This is a genomic window from Actinomadura harenae (assembly GCF_003696215.1).
In the GTDB taxonomy this organism is placed as follows: domain Bacteria; phylum Actinomycetota; class Actinomycetes; order Streptosporangiales; family Streptosporangiaceae; genus Spirillospora; species Spirillospora harenae.
The window spans coordinates 35712-52407 of record NZ_RFFG01000015.1; the positions used below are offsets into that span (position 1 = coordinate 35712).

15 protein-coding genes are annotated in these 16696 nt (G+C 73.0%); 10 read left to right on the top strand and 5 right to left on the bottom strand.

From position 1 onward, the window contains the following. Nucleotides 1–52 precede the first annotated feature (52 nt). A complete protein-coding gene (locus tag EBO15_RS10860) occupies nucleotides 53–277 on the bottom strand; it encodes a DUF397 domain-containing protein (RefSeq protein WP_233616107.1) in 225 nt (74 codons plus the stop codon). 43 nt (nucleotides 278–320) lie between these two features. Beyond that, nucleotides 321–1184 (bottom strand): helix-turn-helix domain-containing protein, encoded by an 864-nt coding sequence (locus tag EBO15_RS10865; protein ID WP_122194212.1) that lies wholly within the window; start codon nucleotides 1182–1184, stop codon nucleotides 321–323. Between the two features lie 281 nt (nucleotides 1185–1465). Here EBO15_RS10865 and EBO15_RS10870 point away from each other — a divergent pair, with 281 nt between their 5' ends. The 8 genes from EBO15_RS10870 (at nucleotide 1466) to tsaD (ending at nucleotide 9277) form a co-directional block, all read left to right on the top strand. Next, entirely contained in the window at nucleotides 1466–2941 is a 1476-nt protein-coding gene (locus tag EBO15_RS10870; RefSeq protein ID WP_122194213.1) for an NAD(P)H-hydrate dehydratase, read from the top strand. A gap of 85 nt (nucleotides 2942–3026) precedes the next feature. Next, nucleotides 3027–4160 carry an alanine racemase gene (gene alr / locus EBO15_RS10875; RefSeq protein ID WP_122194214.1) on the top strand — a complete coding sequence of 378 codons (1134 nt, stop codon included), beginning with the start codon at nucleotides 3027–3029 and terminating at the stop codon, nucleotides 4158–4160. 23 nt (nucleotides 4161–4183) lie between these two features. Beyond that, nucleotides 4184–5341 (top strand): alpha/beta fold hydrolase, encoded by a 1158-nt coding sequence (locus EBO15_RS10880; protein ID WP_122194215.1) that lies wholly within the window; start codon nucleotides 4184–4186, stop codon nucleotides 5339–5341. Next, nucleotides 5338–5823, top strand: a complete 486-nt coding sequence (gene tsaE, locus EBO15_RS10885; RefSeq protein WP_233616108.1) for a tRNA (adenosine(37)-N6)-threonylcarbamoyltransferase complex ATPase subunit type 1 TsaE — start codon at nucleotides 5338–5340, stop codon at nucleotides 5821–5823. Before EBO15_RS10880 ends, tsaE begins: the two co-directional genes overlap by 4 nt. Nucleotides 5824–5935: 112 nt before the next feature. Next, a complete protein-coding gene (locus tag EBO15_RS10890) occupies nucleotides 5936–6964 on the top strand; it encodes a hypothetical protein (RefSeq protein ID WP_147481448.1) in 1029 nt (342 codons plus the stop codon). Between the two features lie 92 nt (nucleotides 6965–7056). Further along, the gene (gene tsaB / locus EBO15_RS10895; protein WP_122194217.1) at nucleotides 7057–7755 is read left to right on the top strand and encodes a tRNA (adenosine(37)-N6)-threonylcarbamoyltransferase complex dimerization subunit type 1 TsaB; all 699 of its coding nucleotides are present in this window, start codon (nucleotides 7057–7059) and stop codon (nucleotides 7753–7755) included. After that, nucleotides 7752–8243: a ribosomal protein S18-alanine N-acetyltransferase gene (gene rimI / locus EBO15_RS10900; RefSeq protein ID WP_325051892.1), complete on the top strand. Its 492-nt coding sequence runs from the start codon at nucleotides 7752–7754 to the stop codon at nucleotides 8241–8243. Before tsaB ends, rimI begins: the two co-directional genes overlap by 4 nt. After that, the gene (tsaD, locus tag EBO15_RS10905) at nucleotides 8240–9277 is read left to right on the top strand and encodes a tRNA (adenosine(37)-N6)-threonylcarbamoyltransferase complex transferase subunit TsaD (RefSeq protein ID WP_122194218.1); all 1038 of its coding nucleotides are present in this window, start codon (nucleotides 8240–8242) and stop codon (nucleotides 9275–9277) included. Before rimI ends, tsaD begins: the two co-directional genes overlap by 4 nt. Before the next feature lie 11 nt (nucleotides 9278–9288). Here the strand turns inward: tsaD and EBO15_RS10910 are convergent, their stop codons facing one another. From EBO15_RS10910 to EBO15_RS10920, 3 genes are all read right to left on the bottom strand, one after another. Then, entirely contained in the window at nucleotides 9289–10260 is a 972-nt protein-coding gene (locus EBO15_RS10910; RefSeq protein WP_233616109.1) for a phosphotransferase family protein, read from the bottom strand. 121 nt (nucleotides 10261–10381) lie between these two features. Next, complete coding sequence (locus EBO15_RS10915) at nucleotides 10382–12001, bottom strand: apolipoprotein A1/A4/E domain-containing protein (RefSeq protein WP_122194220.1); 1620 nt, start codon at nucleotides 11999–12001, stop codon at nucleotides 10382–10384. 728 nt (nucleotides 12002–12729) lie between these two features. After that, a complete protein-coding gene (locus EBO15_RS10920; RefSeq protein ID WP_122194221.1) occupies nucleotides 12730–13986 on the bottom strand; it encodes a class I SAM-dependent methyltransferase in 1257 nt (418 codons plus the stop codon). Nucleotides 13987–14301: 315 nt separating this feature from the next. On the opposite strand from EBO15_RS10920, the gene groES reads away from it, so the two are divergent. Both groES and groL read left to right on the top strand, forming a co-directional pair. Continuing rightward, entirely contained in the window at nucleotides 14302–14610 is a 309-nt protein-coding gene (groES, locus tag EBO15_RS10925) for a co-chaperone GroES (protein ID WP_034487853.1), read from the top strand. Nucleotides 14611–14693: 83 nt separating this feature from the next. After that, the gene (gene groL / locus EBO15_RS10930) at nucleotides 14694–16319 is read left to right on the top strand and encodes a chaperonin GroEL (RefSeq protein WP_122194222.1); all 1626 of its coding nucleotides are present in this window, start codon (nucleotides 14694–14696) and stop codon (nucleotides 16317–16319) included. Nucleotides 16320–16696 lie beyond the last annotated feature (377 nt).

Genomic DNA, 16696 nt, shown 5'->3' on the forward strand with positions numbered 1-16696 from the left:
ACGGGCGGTGGGACGGGAGACGGCCGTCCCACCGCCGGGTTCTCCGGGTGTCTCAGCGCGGCATGTCCAGCTCGCCGCGGCGGATGCCGGTCAGGACGGATCGCCACTCGCCCGGTGAGAGGCGCAGGACGGGGCCGTCGTCGCCGATGTGCGAGTCCCGGGCGCCGACGACGCCGGCGGGCAGGGCGCCGATCTCGACGCATCCTCCGTTGGCTCCGCAGCGGGAGCCCTTCCGCCAGACGACGTCTCCGGGCATGGCGGGTTCCATCGAGCTCATGTGATGCCTTCCTATCGTGACCGCGGCTCCGCGCGGGGACGGGCTACCAGCGGTCCGCGAGCGCGGAGACCAGGTCCCGCGTCTCCGCCGCGCCCAGCGCGACCTCCGACAGGCCCTCGAAGGCGAGCCGGTACATGAAGGCGACCTTCTCGTCGGTGATCTGGTTGTCGGTGAGGGCCTCGGTGTAGACCACGTCGGGGAAGACGATGTCCCCGACCGGGTCGTACTCCATGAGCTGGAAGGACCCCTCCATGATCGGATGGGGAACGCCCAGCTCGATGACGCGCAGGGTCACGTGCGGCAGGGCGCCGGCGACGAGCAGGTGGCGCAGCTGGGCGCGCATGACCGCGGCGTCGCCGACGAGCCGGCGGAGCACGGACTCGTCCAGCAGCAGGGTGTATTCGACGGGCTTGCTCGAGCGGTGCAGGAGCCGCTGGCGGCGCAGGCGGACCTCGATCCGCCGTTCGAGCTCGCGCGGCGGGACGGTGTCGTACAGCCGGGTCCCGGACATCACCTGCTGCGCGTACTCCTCCGTTTGCAGCAGGCCGGGGACCAGATAGGTCTCCCACTGGACGATCCGGGTCGCCTCGTCCTCCATCGCGATGAACTGCGTGTATCCGCCGGGCAGCTCCCGGTACTCCTCCCACCAGCCCTTCGCCGCGGCGTCGTGGGCCAGCGTCATGAGCTCGGTCCGGTGGTCGGGGTCGATCTGGTACAGCCGGGTGAGCAGCTCGACGTCGCGGATCTTGGTGCTGGTCCGCGCGTTCTCGATCCGGCTGACCTTGGCGGTCGACCAGCTCAGCCGGGCGGCGACGTCGTCGCCGGTGAAGCCGCTCTGTTCGCGCAACCGGCGGAGTTCGGCCGCCAGTCGGCGCTGCCGGACGGTCGGCCCTCGGAAGGGGCTCATGGCACCCGCTGAACCGCGAGACGTCGTCATGTCTCCGGTCGCCTCCCGACCAGCGCGAGTTACTCAGCGAAGTGTGCCCTATGCAATGTGCGTTCTCCGGCGGGACACGTCAATCGCTGGAGGCTCTTACTGGCTTTGCATTCAGGTGGATCTTCCTGGTCGTCAAGGGGTGAAACTTTCACCGAAACGTGCGTAGCTTCACCATTGACTCGTCAGGGCGCACCCGTCAAGGCACGGGTCGCATGGCACTCTGGGGGAAATGATCGCGGAAAGGGGACCGGGTGAGATACGCGCATGAGGTCGGTGACGTGCGGGCCGCCGAGGGCGCGCTGATGGCGCGGTTGCCCGAGGGGACGCTGATGCGGCGGGCGGCGGCGGGGCTGGCGCGGGTGTGCGCCGGGCTGCTCGGACGCGTGTACGGCGCGGACGTCGTGGTGCTCGCCGGGTCCGGGGACAACGGCGGGGACGCGCTGTACGCGGGTGCCCGGCTGGCCCGGCGCGGGGCGCGGGTGCGGGCCGTGGCGGCCGGGTCCCGGCTCCACCAGGAGGGACTCGCCGACCTGCGGGCCGCGGGCGGACGGCTGATCGACCTCGCGGACGCCGGGGCGGCGGTCGCCGCGGCCGATCTGGTGATCGACGGGCTGACCGGGATCGGCGGGTCCGGGGCGCTCCGGGAGCCGCACGCGACGCTGGCGCTGGCCGCGTCCGGGGCGGGCGGGATCGTGGTGGCCTGTGACGTGCCGAGCGGCGTGGACGCGTCGTCCGGGCAGGTGGAGGGCGCGGCCGTCCGGGCGGACGTGACCGTCACGTTCGGGACGCTCAAGCCGGGCCTGCTGATCGATCCGGGGGCGTCGTACTGCGGGGTCGTCGAGCTGGTCGACATCGGTCTCGGCCCCTACCTGGACGATCCGGACGTCGTCTCCCCGGCCGCCGAGGACGTCCGTCCGCCCGTCCCGGGCCCCGAGTCGGACAAGTACCGGCGCGGTGTCGTCGGCATTCTCGCAGGTGGAGAGGCTTTCACCGGGGCCGCGGTGCTGTCGGTGGGCGGGGCCGTGCGCGGGGGAGCCGGGATGGTCCGGTTCGCGTCCGTGCGGCCCGCCGTCGAGCTGGTGCGGCAGCGCTGGCCGGAGGCCGTGACCACGGTGATCGAGCCCGGTGAGAAGGCACTGGACGGCATCGGACGGGTCCAGGCGTGGGTGGCCGGGCCCGGCCTCGGCACCGGCGAGGACGCCGAGGGCCTGCTCCAGGCCGTCCTGTCGACCGAGCTGCCCGTGCTCGTGGACGCCGACGGGCTGACCGTCCTGGCGCGGCGGCGCGACCTGCTGGCCAGGGACGCGCCGACCCTGCTGACGCCGCACGCGGGCGAGCTGGCCCGGCTCCTGGACGCCGACCGGGGGGAGATCGAGGCGCGGCGACTGGAGTTCGTCCGGCGGGCCGCGGCCGAGCTGGACGCGACGGTGCTGCTCAAGGGCTCGACGACGGTGATCGCCGAGCCGGGCCGCCCGGTCCGGGTGAACCCGACCGGGACGTCGTGGCTGGCGACGGCGGGCACCGGGGACGTCCTGTCCGGGCTGACCGGGGCGCTGCTGGCGGGTGGGCTGTCCGCGCTGGACGCCGCCACGGCGGGCGCCTATCTGCACGGGCTCGCGGCGCGCCTGGCCGCCGGGGGCGCCTCGCCGGACGCCGGGGAGGCCCCGATCGGCGCGTTCGACGTGATCACCGCGCTGCCCGCCGCCTTCCGAACCCTCCCATGGTGACGCGAACCACACGAATCACTCGGGCGTCCAAGGTGGGGGGAGGCGGGGCCGAGGCATCCGCCCACGGCGGGCACACTGGGTGACTATGAGCGATCCTGCGCAGGCACGCATCGACCTGGACGCGATCAGCGGCAACGTGGCCGTGATGCGCGAGCTGTCGGGCGGGGCCGAGGTGATGGCGATGGTCAAGGCCGAGGCGTACGGTCACGGGCTCGTCCCGGCGGCCCGCGCGGCCCTGGCCGGCGGCGCGACCTGGCTGGGCGTGGCCAAGCTCGACGAGGGCCTGCGGCTCCGCGACGCCGAGGTGCGCGGCGTCCCCGTGCTGGTCGGCCTGGGCGTGCCGGGCGAGGACTACACCCGCGCCGTCACCGAGGAGCTCGACCTCGCGGTCGGCGCGCGCTGGCTGCTGGACGAGCTCACGACCGCCGCCGAGCGCGCGGGACGGCCCGTCCGCGTCCACCTGAAGGCCGACACGGGCATGTCGCGCGGCGGCGCCACGCCCGAGGACTGGCCGTCCCTGGTCGAGGCGGCCCTCGCCGCCGAGGCGACCGGCCTGGTGAACGTCGTCGGCCTGATGTCGCACTTCGCCTGCTCGGACGAGCTCGACCACGCGTCCGTCCCGCGGCAGCTCGCGACCTTCACCGACATGGTCGAGGCGGCGGAGAAGGCCGGGGTGCGGCCCGAGGTCCGGCACCTGGCGAACTCGGCCGCCGCGCTCACCCTGCCGGACTCCCGGTTCGACCTGGTCAGGCCCGGGATCGCGACGTACGGGCTGAGCCCGGTGCCGTCCCTCGGCTCGTTCGGGCTGCGCCCGGCGATGACGCTGACGGCCTCGACGGCCCTGGTCAAGCGGGTTCCGGCGGGCAGCGGCGTGTCCTACGGGCACATCTACACGACCGACCGCGAGACGACGCTGGCGGTCGTCCCGGCCGGCTACGGCGACGGCATCCCGCGGCACGGCTCGAACCTGATCGAGGTCCTGGCGGGCGGCAAGCGCCGCACGATCGCCGGACGCGTCTGCATGGACCAGTTCGTGATCGACGTCGGCGACGACGCGCTCGCGGCGGGCGACGAGGTCGTCCTGTTCGGTCCGGGCGACCGAGGCGAGCCGACCGCGCAGGACTGGGCGGACGCCCTGGACACCATCTCCTATGAGATCGTCACTCGTATCGGCGTCCGGGTACCGCGCGTGTACGAGGGCGGCCCAGAGGCCGGCTAGGCGACGGGGACAGGCGACGGGGAATGGACGCGAAGCACAAGCGCAGGATGGGCGTGGCCGGGGCCGTGGCGGGCCTCGGAGCGGCCGGGGTCGGAGCGGCGGTCGGTATCCGGCACCTGGCGGTCGGCCGGGTCAGGCTGCGTCCCGACCCGGACGCCGCCGAGCCGTTCGGCGGCCTGCGCGGACGCCTGCTGGCGGTGACCGCGGCCGACGGCGTGCCGCTGCACGTGGAGGTCGACGGCCCGGACGACGCGCCGCTGACCGTCGTGTTCTGCCACGGCTACACGCTCAACCAGGACGTCTGGCACTACCAGCGGCGCGACCTGGCCGCCAAGACGGCGGGCGGCGACCGGCTGCGCATGGTCTTCTGGGACCAGCGCAGCCACGGCCGGTCCGGACGCGGCGGGTCCGGCAGCGCGACGATCGACCAGACCGGCGACGACCTCTACGAGGTGCTCCGCGCGACGGTCCGCCCCGGCGCGCCGGTGATCCTGGCCGGGCACTCGATGGGCGGCATGTCGATCATGGCGCTGGCCGAGCGGCACCCCGAGCTGTTCGAGGACGCCCCAGACGCAGACGCCGCCCCCGCCGCCGACTCCGACGCCGACCCCGATGTCGGCGCCGTGTGCCGGGTCCGCGGCGTCATGCTGGTCAACACCTCCGGCGGTGATCTCGCCGAGATGACGCTGGGGCTGCCGTCGCCCCTGGTGAAGGTCGTCCGGCCGATCGCGCCGAGTGCCCTGCGCGGCCTCGGCCGGCAGGCTTGGATGGTGGACCGGGCCCGCGGACTCGGCGCGGACGTGGCGTTCGTCGTCACCCGGCACATGGCGTTCGCCGACAAGCGGGTCAGCCCCACCGTGGTCGACTTCCTGGAGCAGATGATCAGGGCCACCCCGATCGACGTGATCGCCGAGTACTACCCGGCGCTGATGGCGCACGACAAGGCGGCGGCGCTGGCGACCCTCGGGCGCGTCCCGGTGCTGGTCCTCGCGGGCGGCCGGGACCGGCTGACCCCCGCCGAGCACGGCCGCCGGATCGCCGAGGCGCTGCCGGACGCCGAGCTCGTCGAGGTGGACGAGGCGGGCCACGTGCTGCCGCTGGAGTACCCGGGCGTGGTGACCGGCTCGCTGCGCCGCCTGGTCGACCGCGTCCTTCCGGGGCCGGAGGAACACGGCGCATGACGAGCGAGGGGGAGCCGATCATGATCGAGGTGCCGACGTCCGAGGACATGCGGGCGCTGGGCGTCCGGCTGGCCGGGCTGCTGCGCGCGGGGGACCTGCTGGTGCTGACCGGCGACCTGGGCGCGGGCAAGACGACGCTGACCCAGGGCATCGGCGAGGGGCTGAAGATCCGCGGGCCGGTGACCTCGCCGACGTTCGTGATCGCGCGCGTCCACCCGTCGCTGGCGGGCGGCCCGTCCCTGGTGCACGTGGACGCCTACCGGCTGGGCGGTTTCGCCGAACTGGACGACCTCGACCTGGACGCGTCGCTCGACGAGTCCGTGACGATCGTCGAATGGGGCGAGGGACTCGCCGAGGGACTCGCGGACGACCGTTTGGAGATCACCATTTCGCGCGGGCCCGCCGGCGCGTCCGAACAGCGCGCAGTAAAGATCATCGGAGTGGGCGGCCGCTGGTCCGCCGCACTCGATGATCTTGCCTGACCCTCCCGGGCGCGAATTCGGGTAAGTGGAAGGCGACCGTCACGCCGTTCCATGTCGTACTCTTTGCCGGACGAAACCCGACATTTTGGATTACTGATCGGGAGTGGATCCGGTGAGTGGCAACCATGGCGGCGGTGGTCACCGCGGCTCGCGCAGCGGGGAGTACCGCTCGTTCAGCGGCGAGCCCCGCCCGGGCGGAAACGGCACCCGCCCCGGCACCCGCCCCGGCACCCCCACCGGACGCCCCGACGAGTACTCGGGACGCTCAGGCGACTACGGCGGACGCTCCGGCGAGTACGCGGGCCGCTCGGGCGAATACAGCGCTCGCTCGGGCGAGTATGCCGGCCGTCCGGGCGAGTACGCGGGACGCTCGGGCGAGTATCGGCCCCGGAGCGGCGAATACCGGACGCGGAGCGGCGAGTACCGGACGCGGAGCGGGACGCACCGGATCGTCAAGGAACGCAGGCGCGGCAGGCGGCTCATGGCCGTGCTGCTCGGGGTCGCGGCCGGGGCAGGGGCCTGCGCGCTCGCCGCGTTCGTGATCATCAGCGGGCTCGGCGGCCACGACCGGGGCTCGGCCGGGCAGGTCGTCGGGAGCACCGCGCGGACCCCTGCGGCGAAGGCCGAGAAGACCGCCGTGCCGGACGCCTGCACCCTCCTCGACTCCAAGATCGCCGACCGGCTCGCGCCGCGCGCCGAGCGCGGGCCGGCCGACAACTACGCCTCCAACGACCGCCAGAACCAGTGCGTCTGGGGCGTCTACAGCGGCAAGGACCAGCGGCAGCTCAGCGTCGAGATGCGCGCGATCGCCGGGACGCAGGCGCAGAGCCCGACCGACGCCGCCCGCGCCGCGTTCGTGTCCGAGCGGACCGCCGACGAGTCCGGCAAGGCGCTCCTCGGCGGCCAGCGGATCACCGACAAGACCCGGGTGACCGGGCTCGGGGACGAGGCGTACGTCGTCTACAGCGTCGACGAGGACCAGGGCTCGGGGGCGGCCGTCGCCAACGTCCGCCTCGCGAACGTGCTGGTCACCGTCCACTACTCCGGCTCGGACGGCAGCGACGCGCTCGCCACGGGCGACGCGCTCACCGGCGTCCGGGACGCCGCCCGCAGCGTCGTCGAAGCCCTCGACCAGGGCTGAGACCCCCGCCGACCCCCGCCGCCCCCCCGCCGGCCCTCGCCCGGGCGGGAATCATCCTGACCACGGGCCGCACTCGACTACGCTTACAGTCCGTGCTGGTCCTGGCTTTCGACACCGCAACCGCCGCCGTCACCGTCGCGCTGACCGAGTGGACGCCGGGGGGCGTCGCACGTCCCCGCGCGGCCGCCGAGGCGACCTACGCGCGCAAGCACACCGAGGTGCTGACCCCGGAGATCGCGCGGGTCCTCGGCGAGGCGGGCGCCACGCCCGCCGACCTGTCCGCGATCGTCGTGGGCGTCGGCCCCGGCCCCTACACGGGCCTGCGCGTCGGCCTGGTCACGGCGCACGCCATGGGGAAGGCGCTCGGCGTGCCCGTCCACGGCGTCTGCACCCTGGACGCGATCGCCTGGGAGTCCCGCCGCGAGGAGCCGTTCGCCGTCGCCACCGACGCCCGCCGCCGCGAGGTGTACTGGGCGCGCTACGACTCCTACGGACGCCGCGTGACCGAGCCCGCCGTGGGCCCCGCCGCCGACGTCCGCGCGGACGTGCCGGACCTCCCGGTCATCGGTGAGGGCGCGGGCCTCTACGCCGACGTCCTCAGCGACGACGGGGGCCCGCTGGTGCCGTCCGCGGTCGCCCTGGCCGAGCTCGCCGTCGAGCGCCTCTCCGGGCGTCCCGGCCCCGCCCTGCTCCCGCCCGAGCCGCTCTACCTGCGCCGTCCCGACGCCAAGGAGCCCGGTCCCCGCAAGAAGGTCACGGAGTCCGGCCCCCGCAAGAAGGTGACGCGGTGAGCGTCACGCTGCGCGGGATGACCGGGGACGACCTGGCCGCCGTCCACGCGCTCGAGCAGGCCCTGTTCCCCGAGGACGCGTGGAGCGAGCGGATGCTCCGCGAGGAGCTGGCCGACCAGCCCCGCACCCGGCACTACGTCGTCGCCGAGGACGGCACGGAGATCATCGGCTACGCCGGGCTCGCCGCCGCGGCCGACCAGGCCGACGTGCAGACCATCGGCGTCCGGGAGGACCGGCGCGGCTCCGGCGTCGGAGCCGCGCTGCTCACCGAGCTGCTGGACGAGGCGTCCCGGCGCGGCAGCGCCCAGGTGTTCCTGGAGGTCCGCGCCGACAACGACCCGGCGCGGCGGCTCTACGAGCGGTTCGGATTCGTCCGCGTGGGGCTGCGCAGGCGCTACTACCAGCCGTCCGGCGTGGACGCGGTCGTCATGTGCCGCGAGACGCGCCCGAAGAGGAACCCGGTCGGCTTCACCAGGGAGGAAGCATGATCCGCGACTCCGAGCCGCTGGTGCTCGGGATCGAGACGTCCTGCGACGAGACCGGCGTCGGGATCGTCCGGGGGCACACGCTGCTGGCCGACTCGATCGCCTCCAGCGTCGAGCAGCACGCCCGGTTCGGCGGGGTGGTGCCCGAGGTCGCCTCGCGCGCGCACCTGGAGGCGATGACCCCGACCGTCGAGCGGGCGCTCGAGGAGGCCGGGGTCTCCTTCGGCGACATCGACGCGTTCGCGGTGACGGCCGGTCCGGGGCTGCCGGGCGCGCTGATGGTCGGCGTCGCGGCCGCCAAGGCGTACGCCCTGTCGCTCGGCAAGCCGCTGTACGGCGTGAACCACCTCGCCGCGCACGTCTGCGTCGACCAGCTCGAACACGGCCCGCTGCCGAAGCCGTGCGTGGCGATGCTGGTGTCCGGCGGGCACTCGTCGCTGCTGCTCGTCCCGGACGTGGCGTCCGACGTGCGGTCCCTCGGCTCCACCGTGGACGACGCGGCGGGCGAGGCGTTCGACAAGGTCGCCCGGGTGCTGGACCTCGGCTTCCCCGGCGGCCCGGTGATCGACCGGATGGCCCGCGAGGGCGACCCGGCGGCGATCGCGTTCCCGCGCGGCAAGTACGCCGACGGCACCTACGACTTCTCGTTCTCCGGCCTGAAGACGGCCGTGGCGCGCTGGGTCGAGGCGAAGGAGCGGGCCGGGGAGCCGGTTCCGGTCGCCGACGTCGCCGCGTCCTTCCAGGAGGCCGTGGTGGACGTGCTGACCCACAAGGCGCTCAAGGTCTGCAAGGACAACGGCGTCAAGGACCTGCTGATCGGCGGCGGCGTCGCCGCGAACTCGCGGCTGCGCGCGCTCGCGCAGGAGCGCTGCGACCGCGCCGGGGTCCGGCTGCGGGTGCCGCGGCCGAAGCTGTGCACCGACAACGGCGCGATGGTCGCCGCGCTCGGCTCCGAGCTGGTCGCGAACGGCCTCGCGCCGTCCGACCTGGGGCTGCCCGCCGACTCCAGCCTCCCGATCGACACCGTCATGCTCTAGGTCCGGAACCCTTAGAGCAGGGTCTCCAGGTAGGTCTCGGCCCGGATCGCGTCCCGCTCGGACAGGACGCGGCCGGGCTCCTCGGGCGGCAGGTCGAGCACGCACGCCAGGTCCCAGTACGGGTCCTGGTCGTGTCCGCCCGCGACCTGGTCGAAGCAGTCCCGGAAGCGGTCGGCGACGGCCACGCCGTAGCGCAGCGCGAGCCGCAGCCGCATCTGCCCGACGTCCACGCCGACCGGCCCGGACGACGCGTCCGACCAGTCCACGACGCCGGTGAGCCTGCCCCGCGACCAGAGGGTGTTGTCCGGGTGGTAGTCGCGGTGGACGAACCGGGACGGCGCGTCCGGCACGGGCCCGGACGCCACCTCACGCGCCCGCTCCCACAGCTCCGGACGCGTCGCGTGCTTCGGCGGACGCCGCAGGTCGGCCCGGTGCCGCGGGACGTACGGCGGCATCGACGCCGCGCCGCGCAGCGCGTGCACCGGCAGCAGCGCCGCGGCCAGCTGGATCAGCACCTCCGGCAGGTCGTCCGGGACGGGACGGGGCGGATGCCCGGGCAGCCGGGCGAGCAGCAGCGCGGGTGCGTCGCAGTAGGCGCCCGCCGGATCGGCGGCGACCAGCGTCGGCGTCGGGATCTCACAGGCGGCGAGCAGCGTCAGCGCGGCGATCTCCCGCTCGGGCGAGAACTCCCCGTCGGCGAAGGCCGCGCCCGGCCCGTCGGACGCGAGCGGGTCGCGGGGCAGCCAGCGGCGCAGCACCAGCCGGTGCTCGCTGCCCGAGCCGCTCTCCACGACCAGCGCGTGGTTGGCGTGCGCGATGCCGCCCGGCAGCGGCCTGATCGCGCGGATCTCGGCGTCCCGCCCGAAGCACTCGCGCACCCAGCGCGCGGTGGCCGGGCTCGGCGGTGCGCCGACGTACGGGGTGAGGGCCGGGGCGAGGGCCGGGGAGCGGGTCACGAGATCCATGAAAACGGATTCCGTCATGTATCGAGGGTGATTTGGCGAAGGCGGAACGTGAGGACGCGCACGTCGTGAGGGCGGGGCGTCGCCGTGCGGACCGTCCGGCCCCACGTGCGGCACGCCCCGCCCCCGGCGACGTCGCTCCTCAGTCCTTGCCCCCGTCGCGGCGCGGGCGCAGCAGTGCCTCGGCCAGCGCGAGCATGGTCTCCTCCAGCGTGGACAGCCGCTTGAGGACGTCCTCGTGCACCGCCGTCATCTGCTTGGTGACGTCGACGTGCACGTCGTCGACCTTGCGGCCGACCTCCTCCTGGACGTCCTCGAACCGGCGTCCCAGGACCTCCTGGACGGACTCGGCGCGGCGCGTGACCTCGTCCTGGACGCCCTCGACGCGGCGGGAGAACTCCTCCTGGACGCCGCCGACCCGCCGGGACACGTCCTCGTGGATCGAGTCGACCTGCTTGGTGACGTCCTCGTGGATGTCGTCGATCCGTTTGGACACGTCGTCGTGCACCCCGCTGACCTGCCGTGACACCTCGTTGTGGACCGACTCGACCTGCTTGGTGACGTCGGTGTGGACCGACTCGACCCGGCGGGACACGATGTCGACCTGGGTGGTGAACTCCAGGAGCGCGCTGTCGACCTTGCGGGTGACCTCCTCGTGGATGCCCTCGATCCGGTTGCGGACGTCCTCGTGCACGTCCTCGAACCGGCGGGAGAACTCGTCCATCCGCTTGGCCACGTCGCTGTAGGCCGTCCGGGCGATCTGCGACATGGTCGCCTTCACCTCGTCCCGGTCCGGGCGGGCGCGCAGCTCCTCGATCAGCGGGTCCACCGCGTCGGCGAGGTGCTTCTCCAGCGCGTCGAACCGGTCGCTGTGGTCGACCACCGGACGCTGCACCAGGTCGGCGACCTTGCGGTGCAGCTCGCCGATCTCCAGCGTGGCGGGCAGCCGCCCGATCCGCTCGTTGACGCCGTCGATCCGGTCGTCCACGCCCTCGAACCGGCCGTCCAGGCCCTCGAGCTTGCCGGACAGGCCCGCGAGCCGGCCGTCGAGCCCGCCCAGACGCCCGTCCAAGCCGTCCAGCCGTCCGCCGACGCCCTCGACCCGTCCGTTGACGGCCTCCAGGCCCTGCTCGACACGCTCGGCCATCTCGCCGAGGGACTGGTCGACCCGGCTGGTCACGCCGTTGATCGAGTGCTCCAGCCGCTCCGCCCGGTGCCCCATCTCGGCCAGGGACTTGTCCAGCCGGTTGAAGCGGACGGACGCGGCCTCCATGCTTCCTTGCAGCTTGTCGAGGCGCTTGGCCATCTCCTCCATGCGCTGCGTCGCCTGGCGGGTCGCGTCGGCGATGCCCTGGGCGGAGTCGATCACGGACTGCATGCGGGTGAGGCCCTCGTCGACGTTCTCGGCGACCACGCCGACGTCGGCCCACAGCGCGGGGAGCTCGGCGACGGGCTTGATCCGCTCGCCGACGGCCTCGATGTGCTCCGCGAGACCCTCGGCCCACTCCGGAGGCTTGCTGGACAGGTCGTCGACCTGCCCGCGGACGCTGTCGAGCTGCCCGGTGAGGCCGCTGAGCTCGCGCTCGCGCACCTCACGGAGCAGCCACTCCATCCCCTCCAGGCGCTGCCGGATCTCGTCGAGGACCTGCCCCTGTGAGCGCTGCTCGTAGACATGGTCCTGCGCCGCACGGGCGAGCAACTCCCGCATCCGGTCCGAGACCGGTTGACCCCCCGTCTGCAGGAAGTTGTGATTCGTTTCCACCCGATGCTCCTTCGTGTGCCGACGCGACGAATTGGCGCAACGGCAGTGATTTCTGAACGCCTCACTGTAGTGCGTGCCGGGGGCGGCGATATGCACTAGCAAGGAAAATTACGAGTTCTGTGGAATGGGCTTTGTCGCCCCACTGGAGAGTTAGGTCACCGATCATCCCGGCCGGGGTTTTCTCCCCGGTTCGGTCAAGGTTCCGCCACTTGCGGCGGCGCCGTCCCCGGTACGAACGGACAAGCCGTCCGGGTGCGGACCCGCCGGGGTGCGGGACAAGTCCGCACAAGTCGCCGAACACCCTCGTCCCGGTCGGGGCGAAGACGGTCGGCCGGCGGGCCGCGCACTCGTCCGGCGAGATACCGTCACGTGCGTGGCCGACCATTCCAGGATGGCATTTCAGAGCGGCTTCGAAGGCGTTCGCGACGCGCCGATTAGGTATTCCGTCAAATGACCTTGGCGGGCGCGCTGCAATCGTTGGCCAACGTGATGCCGGAATGCGCGCACTATTTGCGTGATCGTGGCGCGCCGCGCGGTGCGGCTTGGCCGCCGGAAGCGATGTGAAGATCTTCGGGCTGGATCGCCCCGCCGGCCCCGCGCGCCCCGCCCCGCGAGGCTAGGCCGAAGGAGGCGGGGCAGGGTCAGGGGCCAGGCCGGGGGGCGGGCCAGGGGCGGGGGCAGGCCGGGGGTGAGGCTGAGCCAGGGGTGGGGCTGGGGCTGGGGTGGGGCTAGGCCGGGTGGGCGAGGACGGCGACCGGGTCGTCTCCGACGCGGGTCAGCACGAGGACGACCTCGCCGGTGCCCGAGCCCGCCGGGCGGCGGCCGCCGAACCCGAGGTCGCGGCGCAGCCGCTCGACGTCCCCGGCGAAGCCGCGCTTCTTGATCGTCAGGATCCCGGTGCCGCGCCGCCGCAGCTCCGCCCTGAGCCGCTTGACCGAGAACGGCATGACGTCCTCGATCTCGTAGGACGCCCCGAAGGGGGTCTTCGTCAGGGTGTCGGACGTGATGTACGCGATACGCGGGTCGACCAGGCCGCCGCCGACCATCGCCGCGACCTCCGCGACCAGATGCGCCCGGATGACCGCGCCGTCCGGCTCGTACAGGTACCGTCCCCAGCCCCGGACGTCCGGCTCCCCGAGCCCCTCGTCCGGGACCAGCGTCACGATCTCCGCGCCCCCGGCGGCGTCGGTGGGCGCGGTCGCGTAGGCGGAGCCCAGGGCGGACGGGATGAGGGTCGCGCGGCGGCGGACGGTCCCGGCGAGGTCGCCGAGCCAGAGGGCGGCCTCCTTCACGTCCCCGCCGACCGAGATCCACTCGGCCTCCGCGCCGTCCGGGACGGCCTCGTGCGGGATGCCCGGAGCGACCTTCACACAGGCCGCCGGGACGCTTTCGGCCATCCCCAGGACGACGTCCAGCGGCGGCTCGTACGCGCGCGGGTCGAAGACCCGTCCACGCGCGGTCCGGCGACCCGGGTCGGCGAAGACCGCCCCGTACCCGGACGGATCGACCGCCGTCCCGTCGCCCGCCCGGACGGACGCCGTCCCCTCCACCCCGAAGGCCGCGAGGTTGGCCCGAGCCACTTCAGCTGTAAGCGGATCCAGCTCGACCCCGTCGCCCGGCACCCCGGCCATGGCGCGCGCGACGAGATCGGCCCCGATCCCGCAACCGACTTCCAACGTGCGGTGAATCTTTGGCAAACCCGCGAAGCGGCGGGCGCGGTAGGAGGCCACGCCCGCGCGCGTTGACTGCTCCAGTCCGGCCGGAGTGAAGAACATGCGGGACGCGTCGTCCCCGAACTTGGCGCGCCCCCGGTCCCGCAGGCGGAGCTGCGTCAGCGCGGCGTTGACCAGGTCCGCCGGGTACCGCCCGCGCAGCCGCGTGGCCGTCGCGAGCAGGCCCGCCTCGGTCAGGTCCGCGCCGTCCGCCTCGGCGAGCAGGTCCCGGCCGAGCGGTGTCAGCAGGTCGCGGAACGCCTCGGTGTCCATAGCCTGGACGGTAGCGCCCGCGCGGAAGCACCCGTGCGCCGCGCCCGGCCCCGAGCAGGCGGGACGGCCCGGTCAGGGAGCCGTGGCACCCGTGCCGCGGACCTGTCGCTGGAGTGGGGTCGGCGCGGTTCGTGTTGACGGCTTACCGGGTCGGGCATAGTCTCCATGACTGGCACTCTCAGTGTGAGAGTGCCAAACAGCGACAAGGTCGGTCTGGCACCCGCGACGACAGGCCGGTCCAGGGTCGCCTCTCTGTCATCTGTGCTGGTCGGCCCATGAGGCCGGCCGAGGACCAATCGAAGGGGAGGTCTGATCGTGACGACCGCCACCAAGGTTGCTCTCAAGCCGCTTGAGGACCGCATCGTCGTCCAGCCGCTTGAGGCCGAGACCACCACCGCGTCGGGTCTGGTCATTCCGGACACCGCCAAGGAGAAGCCGCAGGAGGGCACCGTCCTCGCGGTCGGCCCGGGCCGTGTCGACGACAAGGGCCAGCGCGTCGAGCTCGACGTGAAGGTCGGCGACGTCGTGCTGTACAGCAAGTACGGCGGCACCGAGGTCAAGTACAACAACGAGGAGTACCTCGTGCTCTCGGCTCGCGACGTTCTCGCGATCATCGAGAAGTAATCACCGAGACGTGATGCACCCGCCCCGTCCGGCCGCCGTTGGCGGGCGGTCGGGGCGGCGCGCGTGATAGAGGAGATAACCGCATGGCGAAGATCCTGGAATTCGACGAGGACGCTCGCCGGGCTCTTGAGCGCGGCGTCAACGCTCTCGCGGACGCCGTCAAGGTGACGATCGGCCCGCGCGGCCGCAACGTCGTCATCGACAAGAAGTTCGGCGCGCCGACCATCACCAACGACGGCGTCACCATCGCCCGCGAGGTGGAGCTCGAGGACCCGTACGAGAACCTCGGGGCCCAGCTCGCCAAGGAAGTGGCGACCAAGACCAACGACATCGCCGGTGACGGCACCACCACCGCGACCGTGCTCGCCCAGGCGCTCGTGCGCGAGGGCCTGCGCAACGTCGCGGCCGGCGCGTCCCCGCTGTCGCTGAAGCGCGGCATGGACCTGGCCGCCCAGTACGTGTCCGACAAGCTCCTCAAGACCGCCCGCGAGGTGGAGGAGAAGGGCGAGATCGCGCACGTCGCGACCATCTCCGCGCAGGACGCCAAGATCGGCGAGCTGATCGCCGAGGCGTTCGAGAAGGTCGGCAAGGACGGCGTCATCACCGTCGAGGAGGCCCACACCATGGGCCTCGAGCTGGAGTTCACCGAGGGCCTCCAGTTCGACAAGGGCTACCTGTCGCCGCACATGGTCACCGACCCCGAGCGCATGGAGGCCGTCCTCGAGGACGCCTACGTGCTCATCGTGGACGGCAAGATCGGCAACGTGCAGGAGTTCCTGCCGCTGGCGGAGAAGGTCGCGCAGACCAAGAAGCCGCTGCTGGTCGTGGCCGAGGACGTCGAGGGCGAGGCCCTGGCGCTGCTGGTCGCCAACAAGATCCGCGGCACCTTCCTGTCCGTCGCGGTCAAGGCGCCCGGCTTCGGCGACCGCCGCAAGGCGATGCTCGGCGACATGGCCGTCCTGACCGGTGGCCAGGTCGTGTCCGAGGCGCTCGGCCTCAAGCTCGACACCATCGGCATCGAGGACCTGGGCCGCGCCCGCCGCATCACGGTGGACAAGGACGCCACCACCATCGTGGACGGCGAGGGCAGCGCGCAGGAGATCTCCGACCGGGTCAACCAGATCAAGGTCGAGATCGAGAACTCCGACTCCGACTGGGACCGCGAGAAGCTCCAGGAGCGTCTGGCCAAGCTGTCCGGCGGCGTGTGCGTCCTGCGCGTCGGCGCCGCGACCGAGGTCGAGCTCAAGGAGAAGAAGCACCGCCTGGAGGACGCCATCTCGGCGACCCGCGCGGCCATCGAGGAGGGCATCGTCTCCGGCGGTGGCTCCGCCCTGGTGCACGTCGCCAAGGAGGGCTTCGAGGACCTCGGGCTCACCGGCGACGAGGCCACCGGCGCCGAGGCGCTGCGCCGCTCGCTCGTCGAGCCGCTGCGCTGGATCTCCGAGAACGCGGGCCAGGAGGGCTACGTCGTGGTCTCCAAGGTCCAGGAGCTCGAGGCCGGCCACGGCTTCAACGCCGCCACCGGTGTCTACGGCGACCTGATCGCCGAGGGCGTCATCGACCCGGTCAAGGTCACCCGCTCCGCCGTCACCAACGCCGCGTCCATCGCGGGCATGCTGCTCACCACCGAGGTCCTCGTCGTCGAGAAGCCCGAGGACGAGGAGCCCGCCGCCGGTGGTCACGGCCACGGGCACGGTCACGGTCACTGAGTTCGTTCGAGCCTCCGGCTCCGAGGGCGCGCCTGGCGGCCCGCCCTCGGCCCGGCGACTCGTGCGAGTGCGGCATCGCTTCGCGACCGACCGGCGGGGGCTCGCCTGCGGCGTCGCCCCGGCCGGTCGGTATCGCACTCGCGTGCGCATGCAGGTCCCCGTCCTCGGACGGGGACCTTGTGCGTTTCCGGGCGGCATTCGATGGCGGGAGCGGCGCGGTCCGGTCCCGCCCACGCCCCGTTGAGTTCGGTTTGGCGGATGATGCGGTGATCGTGCCGATTCGTGTGCGGCTTCACGCGCGGTCTCCCGTGCGGTTTCCCGTGCGCGCGAAAGGCTCACGGGACGGGGTCGGCTGACCGCGTTTCGTGGTATTCGGG

Coding starts and splice junctions, on each gene's coding strand:
- EBO15_RS10860 (WP_233616107.1), bottom strand. CDS start 277: ATGAGCTCGATGGAACCCGCCATGCCCGGAGACGTCGTCTGGCGGAAG.
- EBO15_RS10865 (WP_122194212.1), bottom strand. CDS start 1,184: ATGAGCCCCTTCCGAGGGCCGACCGTCCGGCAGCGCCGACTGGCGGCC.
- alr (WP_122194214.1), top strand. CDS start 3,027: ATGAGCGATCCTGCGCAGGCACGCATCGACCTGGACGCGATCAGCGGC.
- EBO15_RS10880 (WP_122194215.1), top strand. CDS start 4,184: ATGGACGCGAAGCACAAGCGCAGGATGGGCGTGGCCGGGGCCGTGGCG.
- tsaE (WP_233616108.1), top strand. CDS start 5,338: ATGACGAGCGAGGGGGAGCCGATCATGATCGAGGTGCCGACGTCCGAG.
- tsaD (WP_122194218.1), top strand. CDS start 8,240: ATGATCCGCGACTCCGAGCCGCTGGTGCTCGGGATCGAGACGTCCTGC.
- EBO15_RS10910 (WP_233616109.1), bottom strand. CDS start 10,260: ATGACGGAATCCGTTTTCATGGATCTCGTGACCCGCTCCCCGGCCCTC.
- EBO15_RS10920 (WP_122194221.1), bottom strand. CDS start 13,986: ATGGACACCGAGGCGTTCCGCGACCTGCTGACACCGCTCGGCCGGGAC.
- groL (WP_122194222.1), top strand. CDS start 14,694: ATGGCGAAGATCCTGGAATTCGACGAGGACGCTCGCCGGGCTCTTGAG.